Source organism: Geomonas limicola, assembly GCF_014193675.1.
GTDB lineage: Bacteria > Desulfobacterota > Desulfuromonadia > Geobacterales > Geobacteraceae > Geomonas > Geomonas limicola.
Genome location: NZ_BLXZ01000009.1, coordinates 133,731 through 147,586, shown reverse-complemented (window position 1 = coordinate 147,586; position 13,856 = coordinate 133,731). Strand labels below are relative to the sequence as shown.

Sequence of the window (13,856 nt, the reverse complement as noted above, 5' to 3'; positions counted from 1 at the left end):
AGCGACCCACCACCCCGGGCAGCAAGGAGCAGGACCATGGAAACCACCCGAACCATCCGGACCGAGGGAGACCTCGACTACCTCTGCATCAACACCATCCGCTTCCTGGCCGTCGACGCGGTACAGCAGGCGAACAGCGGGCACCCCGGCATGCCGATGGGTGCGGCACCGCTTGCCTACCTGCTCTGGACCCGGTTTTTGAAACACGACCCGGCCCGTCCCGACTGGTTCGACCGGGACCGCTTCGTCCTCTCGGCCGGCCACGGGTCGATGCTCCTCTACGCCCTTTTGCACCTCACCGGGTACGACCTGCCGCTCGAGGAGCTCCGGCGCTTCCGCCAGCTGGGAAGCCGCACCCCGGGCCATCCGGAGCGCGGGCTCACCCCCGGCGTGGAGGTGAGCACCGGGCCGCTCGGGCAGGGGTTCGGCAACGCGGTCGGCATGGCCATCGCCGAGGCGCACCTGGCTGCCCGCTACAACCGCCCCGGTTTTCCGGTCATCGATCACTACACCTACGTGCTTGCCTCCGACGGCGACCTCATGGAGGGGGTGGCAGCCGAAGCAGCCTCCCTGGCCGGGCACCTGAAGCTCGGGAAGCTCATCTGCCTCTACGACGACAACCGGGTCACCCTTTCCGCCTCGACCGGGGTCTGCTGCACCGAGGACAGCGCCGCCCGCTTTGCCGCCTACGGCTGGCAGGTGCTGAGCGTCGAGGACGGCAACGACCTGGATGGCATCGCGGCGGCGCTCACCCAGGCGCGCGAGGAAGTGGCCCGCCCCTCGCTCATCCTGGTGCGCACCCACCTGGGCTTCGGCTCGCCGGGGAAGCAGGACAGCTTCGAGGCGCACGGCTCCCCCCTGGGGACCGACGAGGTGCGTCGCACCAAGGAGCGTCTGGGGTGGCCGGTCGAGCCCACCTTCCTGATCCCGGACCGAGCGCTCGCCCAGTTCCGCGCCACCATCGAGCGTGGACAGCGGGCGGCCGCCGAGTGGGACCGGCTCTTCGTGGACTACCGCGAACAGCACCCCGAGACGGCGCGGGAACTCTCCCGGGTGCTGGCCGGGGAGCTCGAGGCGGGGTGGGAAGAGGCCCTTCCGAAGTTCGAGCCGGATGCCAAGGGGATGGCTACCCGGATCGCCAACGGCCGGGCGCTCAACCTGGCGGCGGGGAGGATCCCCCAGTTGCTGGGCGGCTCCGCCGACCTGGACCCCTCCACCTACACCGGGCTCAAGGGGCTCGGCGATTTCCAGTGCGGCGATTTCGTCCCGGCCGACCAGCAGGGGAGCCTGGGAGGGGGGTGGGGCCCCGCAGGTGCGAACCTGCACTTCGGGGTGCGCGAGCACGCCATGGGGGCCGCGGTGAACGGCATGGCAGCGCACGGCGGCGTGATTCCCTTTGGCGCCACCTTCCTCACCTTCTCGGACTACCTGCGTCCCACCCTGCGCCTGGCCGCGCTCTCCAAGCTCAAGGTGATCCAGTTCTTCACCCACGATTCAATCGGACTGGGCGAGGACGGCCCGACCCACCAGCCGGTGGAGCAGATCGCCAGCCTGCGCGCCATCCCGGGTCTCGTGGTGCTGCGTCCCGGTGACGCCAACGAGGCGGTGGTCGCCCTCAAGGTGGCGCTCACCCTTAAGGACCGCCCGGTGGCGCTCGTGCTGTCGCGCCAGTCGGTTCCCACCCTGGACCGCAGCACCCTCGCAGACGCCGACGGCACCGCGCGCGGCGGCTACGTCCTTGCCGAGGCGGCAGGGGGGAGCCCCGAGGTGATCCTCATCGGCACCGGATCGGAACTGCAGCTCGCCCTCGCGGCCTGGCAGACCCTGACGCGCGACGGGGTACGCGCCCGGGTGGTGTCGCTCCCCAGCTGGGAGCTCTTCGAAGAGCAGCCCGGGGAGTACCGCGACCAGGTGCTCCCGCCCCAGGTGACGCTGCGGGTCGCCGTCGAGGCGGGATCTCCCTTCGGCTGGGAACGTTACGTGGGCTCTGCCGGTGTCATCCTCGGCGTGACCCATTTCGGGGCCTCCGCGCCGGGCGAGGTAGTGCTCAACGAGTACGGCTTCACGGCCGAGCGGGTACGCGAGGCGGCGCTTGGCCTTTTGCGGCGCGCCGGCGGGGAGGGATGATGCGCATCGGGATGGCGGCGGACCATGGCGGATTTGCCCTCAAGGAAGAGCTGCGCGCCTCGCTGGGGGAGGAGGGGTACGTCGTGGTGGATTTCGGGGCGTTCCGGCTCGACGAGCGGGACGACTACCCCGACTTCGTGATCCCGCTGGCCAAGGCGCTTGCCGCGGGGGAGGTGGAGCGGGGAATCGCCCTGTGCACCAGCGGGGTCGGCGCCTCCATCGTCGCCAACAAGGTGGCAGGGGTGCGCGCCGCACTCATTCACGACGAATTTTCCGCCAGCCAGGGGGTGGAGGACGACGACCTGAACGTGATCTGCCTGGGAAGCCGGGTGGTCGACGTTTCCCAGGCCCGCCGGCTGGTGGGGCTCTTTCTGACCGCACGTTTCAGCGCGGCGGAGCGCCACCGCCGCAGGCTCGCCAAGGTGAGCCAACTCGAAAACGCCATCCGGCAGGAGGAAACACATGATGAGAGATAATCCGCTGTTGCGGCTTGAGGCCCTGGGGCAGAGCATCTGGCTCGACTTTCTGAGCCGGCGCATGCTGATCACCGGCGAGCTGGTCTCCCTGATCCAGCAGGACGGCGTGAGCGGCGTCACCTCGAATCCCGCCATCTTCGAGAAGGCCTTCTCGCAGGGAAGCGAGTACGACGAGGCGATCGCCCAGCTTGCGGTACAGGGGCGCAAGACCGGGGAGATCTACGAGGAGCTGGTGGTTGACGACATCAGGATGACTGCCGATCTGCTGCGTCCGATCTACGAGCGCAGCTCCGGGGCGGACGGGTTCGTGAGCCTCGAGGTTTCCCCGCACCTGGCCCACGACAGCGCCGGAACCATCCTCGAGGCACGGCGGCTTTGGGAGCGGGTGGATCGCCCCAACCTGTTCATCAAGGTGCCCGGCACCTGGGAGGGGCTCCCGGCGCTCCGCCAGCTGGTGCTGGAGGGGATCAACGTGAACGTGACCCTGCTCTTTGGTCTGCCGCGCTACCGGGCGGTCGTGGAGGCCTACCTGGACGGCCTTGCCGAGCGCTCGGCCAGGGGACTGCCGCTTGCCGGGGTCACCTCGGTGGCGAGCTTCTTCTTGAGCCGCATCGATGTCATGGTCGACCCGCTCCTCGAGGAGATCGCCCAGCAGGGTGGGGGCCGCGGCCAGCAGGCCGGACAGCTCATCGGGGAGACCGCCATCGCCTGCGCGAAGATCGCCCGGGCCCTGTACCGGGACATGCTGATCAGCGACCGCTTCGCGGCGCTCTCCGCACAGGGTGCCAAGCCCCAGCGGCTTTTGTGGGCCAGCACCGGCACTAAGAACCCCTCCTACAGCGACGTGAAGTACCTGGAGGCGCTGATCGGACCGGAGACCGTGAATACGGCCCCGTTGGAGACCCTGGTCGCCTACCGCGACCACGGCAGGCCCGCGCCCACCCTGGACCTTGGGCAGCAGGAGGCGCGCCAGGTGCTGCAGCGCCTCACCGAACTGGGGGTCGATCTCGACGTGGTAAGCCGTCAGCTTGAAGACGATGGGGTACAGAAGTTCATCCGCCCCTTCGACAGCCTGATGCAGGCCCTGGAGCGCAAGCGGTTGGCGGCGCTCAACCGGCAGGGGTAAGGCAGGACGCTCGCGGCCTCGGGCCGCGTGTGATCGGTCGTCGGCAGCGCAGGGGTGGTAAGGTAGAGGGAGTTGGGAAAACCAAGCGAGGTAGACGATGCAGATCGGGATGATCGGACTGGGACGCATGGGGGGGGACATGGTGCGGCGGCTTTTGGCGGCGGGGCACCACTGCCTGGTCTACGACCTGAACGCGGGTGCCGTCGAGGCCCTGGTCGAGGCCGGGGCGACCGGGGCCAAGAGCCTCTCGGAGCTGGTTGCCGGGCTCGAGTCCCCGCGCTCGCTCTGGCTCATGCTCCCCGCCGCGGTGGTCGACGAGATGCTGGCAGCGCTATTGCCGCTGCTGAGTGCGGGAGACCAGGTGATCGACGGCGGCAACTCGCACTATGCCGACGACCTCAGGCGCAGCGCCGAACTCTCCGGGCGCGGCATCGACTACCTCGACGTGGGGACGAGCGGCGGGGTCTGGGGGCGCGAGCGCGGCTACTGCCTCATGGTGGGGGGGCCGTCTGGCGCCTTCGAGCGGCTCAAACCGGTGTTCGCCGCCCTGGCGCCCGGGGCGGCCGCTGCCCCGCGCCTCGAGGCGCGCCAGGGAGAGCCGAGCGATGCCGAGCACGGTTTTCTGCACTGCGGGCCAAGCGGCGCCGGCCACTTCGTGAAGATGGTGCACAACGGCATCGAGTACGGCGTCATGGCCGCACTCGCCGAAGGGTTCAACGTCCTGCGCCACGCCGGCATCGGTGCCGAAGAGCGCAGTGCCGACGCGGAGACTGCACCCCTGAAAAACGCCCAGCTGTACCGCTACGACTTCAGGCTCGACGAGATCGCCGAACTCTGGCGCCGCGGCTCGGTGCTCTCCTCCTGGCTCGTCGACCTCGTCGCCGCGGCCCTCGCCGAGAGCCCGGAACTCGCCGAATTCCAGGGGCGGGTCTCGGACTCGGGGGAGGGGCGCTGGACCCTTCAGGCCGCCATCGACGAGGGGGTCCCCGCCTACCAGCTCTCTGCGGCGCTTTTCGGGCGCTTCGCCTCGCGGGGGAACGCCGATTTCGGTGACCGGCTGTTGTCGGCCCTGCGCCAGCAGTTCGGCGGGCACCGGGAAAAACCGGCTCCCGCAGGAGGTGATTCATGAGCCGTACCCCCTCCGACGCCTTCGTCTTCTTCGGCGCCACCGGCGACCTCGCCTATAAGCAGATCTACCCGGCGCTTGCCGGTCTCGCCGCCCGCGACCACTTCAACATCCCCTTCATCTGCATCGCCCGTTCGGGGTGGAACCTGGAGCGACTCAAGGACCGGCTCAAGGAGAGCCTCGAGCACCATGGCAACTTCAGCGAGGAGGCCTTCCGCAGGCTGAGCGAGCAGCTTGTCTACGTCGACGGCGACTACCAGGACCCCGCGACCTACGACAGACTCTGCAACGTGCTGAAGGACGCCACCCGACCGCTCTACTACCTGGCCATCCCCCCGAGCATGTTCGAGACCGTGGTGCAGGGGCTCTCCAGCACCGGGTGCCTGCGCGAGCCGCGCGTGGTGGTCGAGAAGCCCTTCGGACGCGATCTCGCCTCGGCAAAGGAGCTGAACCGGGTGCTTGCCGCCCACTTCTCCGACGACGCCATCTTCCGCATCGACCACTTCCTGGGGAAGGAGCCGGTGCAGAACATCTACTACACCCGCTTCGCCAACTCGATTCTCGAGCCGCTCTGGAACCGGAACTACATAGCGAGCGTGCAGATCACCATGGCAGAGGCCTTCGGGATGGCGGGAAGGGCCAAGTTCTACGAGGAGACCGGCGCCATCAGGGACGTCCTGCAGAACCACCTTTTGGAGATCGTCGCCTACCTCTGCATGGACCCCTCCACCGGGGACGATCCGGAAGGGATCCGCGAGGAGTGCACCCGGCTCTTGCGGGCGGTAAAGCCGCTCGACCCGGCGCACGTGGTGCGCGGCCAGTTCCGGGGCTACCGTAACGAACCGGGGGTGGCCCCGGATTCCTCGGTGGAGACCTTCGTGGCGGTGCGGCTGTTCATCGATACCTGGCGCTGGGCCGGGGTCCCCTTCTACATCCGTACCGGCAAGTGCCTCTCGGTCACCTCCACCACGGTCACCGTCGCCTTCAAGCGCCCCCCGCGCGAGACCTTCGGCGAGATCGTGCCGGCCTTCTCGAACCACCTGCGCTTCCGACTGAGTCCGGACATGATGATCGGCCTTGGGATGCGGGTCAAGGTGCCCGGCGAGCGGCGCGGTGGAGAAGACGTCGAACTGGTGGCCCTGCAGGGGGAAGGGGAGGGGATGCAGCCCTACGAGCGGCTTTTAGGCGACGCGCTCAACGGGGACACCTCGCTCTTCGCAGCCCAGGGGACCATCGAGGCCCAGTGGCGCATCGTGGACCCGATCCTGAACGACACCACGCCGCTCTACTTCTACGACCAGGGGAGCTGGGGGCCCGCCGAGGCCGAGCAGGTGATCGCCCAGGACGGCTCCTGGTTCAACCCGAAGCCCGTGGAGACCGGGGGCTAGGAGGGGAGAACCATGGTCATCGTGTACGAGGACAGGGAAGCCGTAAGCCGCGCCGCCGCCCGGCTCTTCGCCGACCAGGCCCTGCAGGGGGCCGGCGAGCGCGGCCGCTTCGCCGCGCTCCTCTCCGGAGGGGAAACCCCGCGGGGGAGCTTCGAGCTGCTCGGGCGCGAGCCGCTGCGCAGCAGCATCCCCTGGGATGCGGTGCACCTTTTCTGGGGGGACGAACGCTGGGTCCCGCTTGACGACGCGCGCAGCAACCAGGGGATGGCGCGGCGCGCCTTTATCGACCAGGTCCCCCTGAGCGAAGAACAGGTGCACGGGATTCCCTTTGCAGCCTCGCCGCAGGAGTCGGCGGCACGCTACGACCGGGAGCTGCGCGGCTACTTCGACGGCGAGCCCCCCCGCTTCGACCTGGTCTTTCTCGGGTTGGGCGCCGACGGCCACACGGCCTCGCTCTTTCCCGGCAACGCCGCGCTCAGCGAGCGCAACCGCTGGGCCTGCGAGGTCTACCGCTCCGAGGGCGATCTCTACCGGGTGACCGTGACCGCGGAGCTCATCAACCAGGCAGCCCTCGTCGTATTCCTGGTGGCAGGGCGGGAGAAGGCCGAGATCTTCTCGCGGGTGCTGGAAGGGGCCCGTCAGCCTGAGGAGCTGCCGGCCCAACTGATTCGCCCGGTAACGGGAAAACTCCTCTGGCTGGTGGACCGGGAGGCTGCCCGGCTCGTGCACCAGCATCCGGTGGTCGAGGGATCGACATCGGGAAAGGTAACGCCATGACTTTCAAGGAACTCTGTCTGGCCCGTGCGGTGTTCGGGCTGGGTGAACGTGCGACGCTCAAGGAAGTGAAGGACCGCCACCGCGAGCTGGTGAAACGGCACCATCCCGATGCCGGTAACGGTGGCGATCCCGCCCAGATACGCAAGGTCAATGCTGCCTACCGGGTACTTACCGACTACCTCACCGAGTACCGTTTCTCATTCAGCGAAGACGAATTCTATGAGCAGAATCCCGAAGAGCGTCTGCGCCGTCAGTTTATGGACGAGTCGCTCTGGACCGGCCGCTAGCTTTCTTTGTGGCTGTCGATTGTGCTGCGGTTAGAGTGCGTTAATCTATCCCCATTCTGTTTCCGCCGGGAGGAAAGACAATGCTCAACTGCGAGATAGCGATGAAGGCAGCCGAAACACTGGTCGAGCAGGTGCTCAAAGGTGCCCAGCCGACCGAAGCCCACCTAAGACAGTGCATGGAACTGCTCAGGGAGGGACTCACCGAGGTGAACCGTCCCCACCTCGCCTGGGGGAAGGGGAGTATCCAGGTGATCAGGGACGATTGGGACGACCGGCGTTGTAGCGAGGCGTTGGAGTACGTGCGGCACGAGTTGGTGCAGCGCTCGGCCGAGGCGGGGGAAAAGATCCTGGAAGATCTCCTGGTCCGGTTCGAAAAGGCGAAGCCATGCTAGCCGCGGCCAAAACGGTCATCTACGCACTGGGACGGCTGGTCCCGATCCAGCCGCAAAGCGTCGCCCAGGGGGCCCAACTCTGCCGCATCCTCCAGGGGCACCAGTTTTTCACCACCCTGGGGCGGCTCAGCAAGGCGGGCGACGATCCCGGTCAGATCGTCCGCGAGTACCAGGCGGCCAGCCGGGCGCTCAAGGAAGACACCCCCGCGGAGCGCTTCTACCTCTCGGTAAAACCGCCGGCGCTCCGCTTCGTGCGCGACCATGCCGCCGCGATAGCCGCCACAGCCCTGGAAAACGGCCACGGCATCCACTTCGACTCGCACAAATTCCAGGAGACCGACGCCACGTTGCAGCTTCTCGACGAGCTGATTGGCATGCGGCTTCCCGGCCCGCCTGGCACGAGTCCCTGGCGCTACAGCCTGTCGCTGCCGACCCGCTGGAAACGCAGCCGCGAGGATGCCCGCTGGGCCGCACAGCGCGGGGTGCGGGTGAGGTTGGTGAAGGGGGATTTTCCCGGGCCCGCCGACGAGGAGCTGGACCCGATGGAGGGGTGCCTGGAACTGGTGGACCTGGTGGCCGGCCAGGTGCCGGAACTTGCCCTGGCGAGCCACGACTGCGCGCTCGCCCTCGATACCGTCATGCACTGCAGAAAGACCGGGACCAAGGTCTCCCTCGAGCTTTTCTTCGGGCGTCCGGCAACTGCCATGCTGGCGCTCGGCAAGGACCTGGGGGTGCCGGTCGGCTTTTACGTCCCCTACGGCGAGACGCTCTCGGTCTACCTGGTGCGCGACCTGCTCGCCAACCCCCTGAAGCTGCTGCGCCCCGATGCGCTGGAGATCTTCGGCACCCACCAGACGAAACTGGCCCGCATCGCCCGGGCCCTGTGACGGGCAAAGGCCCCGGCAGCCTCGGGCGCCCTCTCAACGTACTTCCTCCGAAGCTTCGCTCTGCGCCGCGCCCTGCCACTCGCAGGTGGGATGCCCGTCCAGGTAGGATGCGGACGTGATGGTCATCAGCTTGCGGTAGCTCTCGTTCATGAAGAGCCTTCCCAGGTGGAGCGCCAGCGGGTTGATCTTCTGGTGTGCCGGGATCCTGAAGATCTTGCACCCCCGGTTGATCTTCGACTCGTCCAGACTCTTTTTGCCGCAGGGAAAACCGCGGAACAGGTAGCGGGCGCTGGATGTCGTGGCCAGCTCGCGCAGGGTGTGCACCATGAAGTCGGTGACCCGGAGACTCTGGCTCTCGGTACTGGCGAAGAAGACATCGTCGATGACGAGGTCCTCGACCTGGTAGGAGATGTCCACGGCAGCGAGCTCTCCCTGGTGGTAGGCCCCGAGGATCATGATCTTCGGGTAGTCGAAGAGCGTCTTCCCCCAGGAGGCGAAGATCTCCCGCTGGGTGCGCTCCTTCTTGTAGGTGTAGCGGGTCCGGTCGTAGAACGAGGCGTAGATCGGGTAGGCGGTCTCCACGAACTCGTCGAGGTCGAGGATGCGCCGCGCCTGGAAGTTCTCGGCGCTCTTCTTGATGACCCACTTCTGCTTGGCGGGCAGTTTCTCGGGGGCGTAGCTTTTCAGCTCGTCGTAGAGAAAGAGCTTCATGCTGGTGTTGCCGGTACAGTGATTCGGCACCAGGTGCAGGACACCGCCGATCAGGTGCGGCAGCGGGTAGCTCGCCTCTTGCGGGGGGATCAACTGGAGAGGGTAGAGGGTCCGGAAAAAATAGGGACGGGGTTCGATCCACCAGATACCCCTGGTCTTTACCACGTTGACGCCGCAGGCCTGTTGATACCCGGCCAGATCGTCCTGTGTCATCGGTTCCCAGCTCATGGTGCACTCCTTGGCTTGTCGCGCTGAGGTCTCTGGAAGTTTTGGTGTGAAAACGTTAATGATTCTACCACAGCTCCGTCCTTGAGACAGCAGTACGGCAGAAAAACCTGCAAAGAACACGCTCCCGGGGGAAGACCCGGTAATGTCGGATGCTACTGCCAGAGCAAGACCTTTATTAAGAGGAAAGCCTCTACCCTGGATCCTTGAAGGGCGGCGCGGTTCTGCTACTATGGAGAGGTTTGACCTTCCCCAGTACCTCGGATCCGGGCACTTCCTTCCCCTGCACATCTCCATCAGAAAAAGGAGCACCCAATGCCATATATCCATGTGGGCGAGGAAAATTCCGGCAGCATCGAGCTTTACTACGAAGATCACGGCACCGGCACGCCGGTTGTCCTGATCCACGGCTGGCCCTTGAGCAGTGCCTCCTGGGAGCGCCAGGTGCAGCCGCTTTTGAATGCCGGGTACCGGGTGGTCAGCTACGACCGGCGCGGCTTCGGGCACTCCTCCCGCCCCACGGTCGGGTACGACTACGACAGCTTCGCGCTCGACCTGCACCACCTGCTGACCAAGCTGGACCTGCGCCAGGCGGCCCTGGTGGGCTTCTCCATGGGGGGTGGCGAAGTGGTGCGCTACCTGGGGCGCTACGGCTCCGAACGGGTCCGGAAGGCGGTGCTGATTTCGGCGGTTCCCCCCTGCCTGCTCAAGGGGGACGACAACCCGGACGGGGTGGAGTTGAACGTCTTCGACGGGATCCGCAAGGCGATCAGCACCGACCGTCCCGCCTTTCTCTCCGGGTTCCTGGCCGACTTCTTCAACGTGGACCAGCTTGGGGGGAAAAGGGTGAGCAGCCAGGCGATCCAGTACAGCTGGAACAACGCGGTCGGCGCTTCGCCGCGCGGCACCTACGACTGCGTCGCTGCCTGGGGCACCGATTTTCGCCAGGACCTGGCAAAAATCAACATCCCGACGCTGGTGATCCATGGCGACGCGGATCGCATCCTCCCCATCAGTGCGACCGGGGTGCGCAGCCACCAGTTGATCCGGGGCTCGCACCTGGTGGTCGTGGGTGGGGGACCCCACGGCATTATCTGGACCCACGCAGAAAACGTGAACCACGAGTTGCTGCAGTTTTTGGCAGCAGCCTGATCAAAGCATCAAGGAGTTATCACATGACCGTGCGTCGCATCGCCAAGATCTTCAAGAGCCGCCCCACCATCGAGGGGGCCGGGGTACATCTCAAGCGCGCCTTCGGCTATTCGCAGGTCCCGCTCTTCGACCCCTTCCTCATGCTGGACGACTTCCACAGCGCGAACCCTGCCGAGTACCTGGCGGGGTTCCCCTGGCACCCCCACCGTGGCATCGAAACTATCACCTACGTGCTGGAAGGGGTGGTGGAACACGGCGACAGCATGGGGAACCGGGGGGTGATCGGGGCCGGCGACGTGCAGTGGATGACGGCGGGAAGCGGCATCATCCACCAGGAGATGCCCAAGGAAAGCCCCTCCGGCGTGATGTGGGGCTTCCAGTTCTGGGCGAACCTCCCGGCCGAGCGCAAGATGATGGCGCCGCGCTACCAGGAGGTGAAGGCGGCCGAGATCCCGGTTGCCACCGTGGACGGCGTGCAGGTACGGGTGGTGGCCGGCGAGGTGGCGGGGGTGCGCGGCCCGGTGCGCGACGTGGTGATTGATCCCGAGCTTCTCGACGTCTCGATCCCGGCAGGTGGGGAGTTCCGGCACCCCCTGCCCGAGGGGCACACAGCGATCGCCTATCTCCTGGACGGTGAGGGGTTCTTCGACGAGCGGCGCGACCCATTCGACGTGGAGATGGTCGGTGCCGGCTGGATGGACCTCTCCCGGCGCTGCTGCCTGGGCCCCGAGACCGTGGTGCTCTACGAGCCGGATGGGAGCGAGATCCGGGTGAGAGCCGCAGACCGCCCGGTGCGCTTTCTCTTCATCTCGGGCAAGCCGTTGCACGAGCCGGTCGCCTGGTACGGGCCGATCGTCATGAACACCCAGGACGAGCTGCGGGTCGCCTTCGACGAGTACGCCAAGGGGACCTTCGTCAAGGAGGCCGGGTCGGTGGAACTCGTCTAGCGGCGTGGCAGTACGGACCGAAACAAAAAAGGCGCCCCCTCGCGGTGGGGGGACGCCTTTTTTCGTGAGGTAATCGGAAACGCCTTACTTGACGATCACGTTGGGGGTGTTTTCCAGGGTGTGGGGCTCCATCGGTTTCAGGTTCTCGCACTCGCCGTAGCAGATCTGCAGGCGGCGCTCGCATTGCGCGAGCTGTGCCGCCTGCAGGTCAGGGTCCGGGTTCGGTTGCTGGTTCACGCAGTCGGTGTTCTCGGTCTCACAGCGCGTCCGGCATTCGCCGACATCCTCTGCGGCCAGGACGGTTCCCCAGGCCAGCAAGAGCTGGGCCAGCAGCATGACGACCACCACGCGCAACATGGCGCACCTCCTTGGACGGGTTCAGCCCGCTCAGCGGAACTTGACCCTAAGACCCACCGTGACGTTGTGGCTCTCGAAGCTGAGCCGGGTCTCTTCGGGGGTGTCGGCGTTGAAGGTCGCCTTCGAGGTGTGGAAGTAGCGGTAGCCCACGTCGAGCGAGAGTACCCGGTTCATGGCGACCTCGAAGCCGCCGCCGACCTGGTAGGCGAAGACCGCATCGTTGTCGGAGCTGTAGAGGTGGACCCCGGGGGTTCCGGTGGTGAAGTTCGTGCCGGTGGTGTCGCTCAGGTTCAGCGACGCAAAGCCCAGGCCGCCACCGAAGTACGGAGTGATCGGTCCCGGGTTGTGCAGGTCGATGAAGAGGTTACCCATCAGCGCGAGAGCCCCGACCCTGCCGTCGATGTCGCCGTAGAAGGAACCGTCGTTGCGGTCCACCAGCGACTTGATCTCGGCATTTTTGTAGGAGAGCTCGGCCTCCATGCGCATGATCCCGAAGTCGTAGCCGGCGGCGGCACCGACGTTCACGCTGGGATCGAACTCGATCCGGTCGTCCAGGTTCGGGGTGCGCAGCGGGGTGTTCGAGGAGGCGTTGGTGTTGTTGGCGATGGAGACGCCGGCAAAGCCGGTGATGTAGGGACCGGGGCGGGGCGGGGTCGCCAGGCAGACGGTCGGGGCGGCGAGGGCGATCAGGGTGATGACGGCGCACATGCTCCTTTTCATGACGAAATCTCCTTTGTCGAAGTTCTGCAGCCGGTCCTCCGATGGCTTGATCCGGCCGCAATCGTAGCTAAGTATATCGCGCTCGACTTCGGCTGCAGGTGAGACCGAAAATTTCTCATGTGCACGAGGCGCCCTCATGCGACGCTGACGAAGTCGACTCCTTCCTGCCAGCCCAGGCCCTGGGCGGTTTTACGGAACTCCTGGCGTGCGCCGCGCAGGCCGATCGCGGTGAGCATCTTTCTCCCATTAAGCTCGAGCTCCTCGGGTCGCAGCACCGGCGCACCGTGCAAAAGGCGCCCCAATTTGCGCGGATCGATGTCCAGCCAGTGTCCCACCCGGATCCCCTCGGCATCGAGGATACGCTGCCAGGCACGCGCCTCGCTGCCGGCCCCGGCCAGCACCACCTCGTCAGCCCCGTTGAGAAAGCCGAGCCGCAGGTGGTGCAGCTTGCAGCGCCTGAGAGCCTGGGCCGCGTACTCCTTGAGGGTGCGTGTGGCGCGCTCGGGGTGGTCGCGCCAGAAAAAGAGCGGTTCCCCCAGGCGGCCGAAGCGGACCCCCGCGGCCGCCATGCGCAGCCACAGGTCGTAATCCTCGGGCCACCCGAGGTCCCGGTATCCCGAAAGGCCCCGGACCAGCTCAGTGCGGGTCAGGATCGAAGGGTGCACGAAAGGGGACTCCACGAAGAGGTCCTTAAGGATCTGGTCGTGGTCGAGGAGCGCGTTTTGCCAGCTCTCGTAGTCGAGCATGCCGCGCTTGAGCCCCTCCCGCGGGAAGTGGCGGAACTCGCAGGCGACCAGTCCCGTTTCGGGGTGCTCGGCCAGGTAGGCAATCTGGCGCTTGAGCCTTTCGGGATGGCAGATGTCGTCGCCGTCCATCCGGGCCAGCAGCTCCCCCCGGCAGAGGGCGAGGCCGGCGTTCAGGGCCGGGATGAGACCGGTTCCCGGGAGCCGCAGCACCCGGACCCGGGTGTCGGCGGCCGCGGCAGCCGAGAGGATCTCGGGGGTCGCATCGCTGGAACCGTCGTCTACGGCAACGAGCTCCCAGTCGGTGTAGCTTTGGCGAAACAGCGAGGTGAGGGCGGCCGGCAGGTAGCGCGCTTCGTTGCGCACCGGCATAAGGAAGGAAACCTGGGGAGACGTGGGCATGATCCTCTTTCCA

At 66.6% G+C, this 13,856-nt stretch carries 15 protein-coding genes; 11 read left to right on the top strand and 4 right to left on the bottom strand.

Annotated elements, in window-relative coordinates:
* Nucleotides 1-36: 36 nt before the first annotated feature.
* The 9 genes from tkt (at nucleotide 37) to H7688_RS19565 (ending at nucleotide 8,586) form a co-directional block, all read left to right on the top strand.
* Nucleotides 37-2,127 (top strand): transketolase, encoded by a 2,091-nt coding sequence (gene tkt, locus H7688_RS19605; protein WP_183362942.1) that lies wholly within the window; start codon nucleotides 37-39, stop codon nucleotides 2,125-2,127.
* Complete coding sequence (locus H7688_RS19600) at nucleotides 2,127-2,603, top strand: RpiB/LacA/LacB family sugar-phosphate isomerase (RefSeq protein ID WP_183362941.1); 477 nt, start codon at nucleotides 2,127-2,129, stop codon at nucleotides 2,601-2,603. The genes tkt and H7688_RS19600 overlap by 1 nt, the downstream gene beginning before the upstream one ends.
* Entirely contained in the window at nucleotides 2,590-3,729 is a 1,140-nt protein-coding gene (gene tal, locus H7688_RS19595) for a transaldolase (protein WP_246329895.1), read from the top strand. Before H7688_RS19600 ends, tal begins: the two co-directional genes overlap by 14 nt.
* A gap of 97 nt (nucleotides 3,730-3,826) precedes the next feature.
* On the top strand, nucleotides 3,827-4,858 hold the full coding sequence (gene gnd, locus H7688_RS19590; protein WP_183362940.1) for a phosphogluconate dehydrogenase (NAD(+)-dependent, decarboxylating): 1,032 nt from the start codon (nucleotides 3,827-3,829) through the stop codon (nucleotides 4,856-4,858).
* Nucleotides 4,855-6,243 (top strand): glucose-6-phosphate dehydrogenase, encoded by a 1,389-nt coding sequence (zwf, locus tag H7688_RS19585; protein ID WP_183362939.1) that lies wholly within the window; start codon nucleotides 4,855-4,857, stop codon nucleotides 6,241-6,243. Before gnd ends, zwf begins: the two co-directional genes overlap by 4 nt.
* A 12-nt stretch (nucleotides 6,244-6,255) precedes the next feature.
* Nucleotides 6,256-7,020 carry a 6-phosphogluconolactonase gene (gene pgl, locus H7688_RS19580; protein ID WP_183362938.1) on the top strand — a complete coding sequence of 255 codons (765 nt, stop codon included), beginning with the start codon at nucleotides 6,256-6,258 and terminating at the stop codon, nucleotides 7,018-7,020.
* Nucleotides 7,017-7,307, top strand: coding sequence for a J domain-containing protein (locus H7688_RS19575; RefSeq protein ID WP_183362937.1), 291 nt, complete (start codon nucleotides 7,017-7,019; stop codon nucleotides 7,305-7,307). Before pgl ends, H7688_RS19575 begins: the two co-directional genes overlap by 4 nt.
* Before the next feature lie 80 nt (nucleotides 7,308-7,387).
* Complete coding sequence (locus H7688_RS19570; RefSeq protein ID WP_183362936.1) at nucleotides 7,388-7,699, top strand: hypothetical protein; 312 nt, start codon at nucleotides 7,388-7,390, stop codon at nucleotides 7,697-7,699.
* A complete protein-coding gene (locus H7688_RS19565; protein WP_183362935.1) occupies nucleotides 7,693-8,586 on the top strand; it encodes a hypothetical protein in 894 nt (297 codons plus the stop codon). The genes H7688_RS19570 and H7688_RS19565 overlap by 7 nt, the downstream gene beginning before the upstream one ends.
* A gap of 33 nt (nucleotides 8,587-8,619) precedes the next feature.
* On the opposite strand, the gene H7688_RS19560 is transcribed toward H7688_RS19565, so the two are convergent.
* A complete protein-coding gene (locus tag H7688_RS19560; protein ID WP_183362934.1) occupies nucleotides 8,620-9,525 on the bottom strand; it encodes a hypothetical protein in 906 nt (301 codons plus the stop codon).
* Nucleotides 9,526-9,837: 312 nt separating this feature from the next.
* Between H7688_RS19560 and H7688_RS19555 the strand changes: the two genes are divergently transcribed.
* Together H7688_RS19555 and H7688_RS19550 are read left to right on the top strand one after the other, a co-directional pair.
* On the top strand, nucleotides 9,838-10,674 hold the full coding sequence (locus tag H7688_RS19555) for an alpha/beta fold hydrolase (protein ID WP_183362933.1): 837 nt from the start codon (nucleotides 9,838-9,840) through the stop codon (nucleotides 10,672-10,674).
* Between the two features lie 23 nt (nucleotides 10,675-10,697).
* Nucleotides 10,698-11,621 carry a pirin family protein gene (locus tag H7688_RS19550; protein WP_183362932.1) on the top strand — a complete coding sequence of 308 codons (924 nt, stop codon included), beginning with the start codon at nucleotides 10,698-10,700 and terminating at the stop codon, nucleotides 11,619-11,621.
* An 84-nt stretch (nucleotides 11,622-11,705) separates the two neighbouring features.
* On the opposite strand, the gene H7688_RS19545 is transcribed toward H7688_RS19550, so the two are convergent.
* The 3 genes from H7688_RS19545 to H7688_RS19535 form a co-directional block, all read right to left on the bottom strand.
* Complete coding sequence (locus H7688_RS19545) at nucleotides 11,706-11,978, bottom strand: hypothetical protein (RefSeq protein ID WP_183362931.1); 273 nt, start codon at nucleotides 11,976-11,978, stop codon at nucleotides 11,706-11,708.
* Between the two features lie 30 nt (nucleotides 11,979-12,008).
* A complete protein-coding gene (locus tag H7688_RS19540) occupies nucleotides 12,009-12,698 on the bottom strand; it encodes an outer membrane protein (RefSeq protein ID WP_183362930.1) in 690 nt (229 codons plus the stop codon).
* Nucleotides 12,699-12,832: 134 nt separating this feature from the next.
* Nucleotides 12,833-13,843, bottom strand: a complete 1,011-nt coding sequence (locus H7688_RS19535) for a glycosyltransferase (protein ID WP_183362929.1) — start codon at nucleotides 13,841-13,843, stop codon at nucleotides 12,833-12,835.
* Between the last annotated feature and the right edge of the window lie 13 nt (nucleotides 13,844-13,856).

Bases quoted from the DNA above. Each gene is read 5' to 3' on its own strand.
- tkt (WP_183362942.1), top strand. From the start codon at position 37: ATGGAAACCACCCGAACCATCCGGACCGAGGGAGACCTCGACTACCTC.
- H7688_RS19540 (WP_183362930.1), bottom strand. From the start codon at position 12,698: ATGAAAAGGAGCATGTGCGCCGTCATCACCCTGATCGCCCTCGCCGCC.
- H7688_RS19535 (WP_183362929.1), bottom strand. From the start codon at position 13,843: ATGCCCACGTCTCCCCAGGTTTCCTTCCTTATGCCGGTGCGCAACGAA.
- H7688_RS19575 (WP_183362937.1), top strand. From the start codon at position 7,017: ATGACTTTCAAGGAACTCTGTCTGGCCCGTGCGGTGTTCGGGCTGGGT.
- H7688_RS19560 (WP_183362934.1), bottom strand. From the start codon at position 9,525: ATGAGCTGGGAACCGATGACACAGGACGATCTGGCCGGGTATCAACAG.
- H7688_RS19550 (WP_183362932.1), top strand. From the start codon at position 10,698: ATGACCGTGCGTCGCATCGCCAAGATCTTCAAGAGCCGCCCCACCATC.
- H7688_RS19600 (WP_183362941.1), top strand. From the start codon at position 2,127: ATGCGCATCGGGATGGCGGCGGACCATGGCGGATTTGCCCTCAAGGAA.
- pgl (WP_183362938.1), top strand. From the start codon at position 6,256: ATGGTCATCGTGTACGAGGACAGGGAAGCCGTAAGCCGCGCCGCCGCC.
- zwf (WP_183362939.1), top strand. From the start codon at position 4,855: ATGAGCCGTACCCCCTCCGACGCCTTCGTCTTCTTCGGCGCCACCGGC.
- H7688_RS19565 (WP_183362935.1), top strand. From the start codon at position 7,693: ATGCTAGCCGCGGCCAAAACGGTCATCTACGCACTGGGACGGCTGGTC.
- H7688_RS19570 (WP_183362936.1), top strand. From the start codon at position 7,388: ATGCTCAACTGCGAGATAGCGATGAAGGCAGCCGAAACACTGGTCGAG.
- H7688_RS19545 (WP_183362931.1), bottom strand. From the start codon at position 11,978: ATGTTGCGCGTGGTGGTCGTCATGCTGCTGGCCCAGCTCTTGCTGGCC.
- gnd (WP_183362940.1), top strand. From the start codon at position 3,827: ATGCAGATCGGGATGATCGGACTGGGACGCATGGGGGGGGACATGGTG.
- H7688_RS19555 (WP_183362933.1), top strand. From the start codon at position 9,838: ATGCCATATATCCATGTGGGCGAGGAAAATTCCGGCAGCATCGAGCTT.
- tal (WP_246329895.1), top strand. From the start codon at position 2,590: ATGATGAGAGATAATCCGCTGTTGCGGCTTGAGGCCCTGGGGCAGAGC.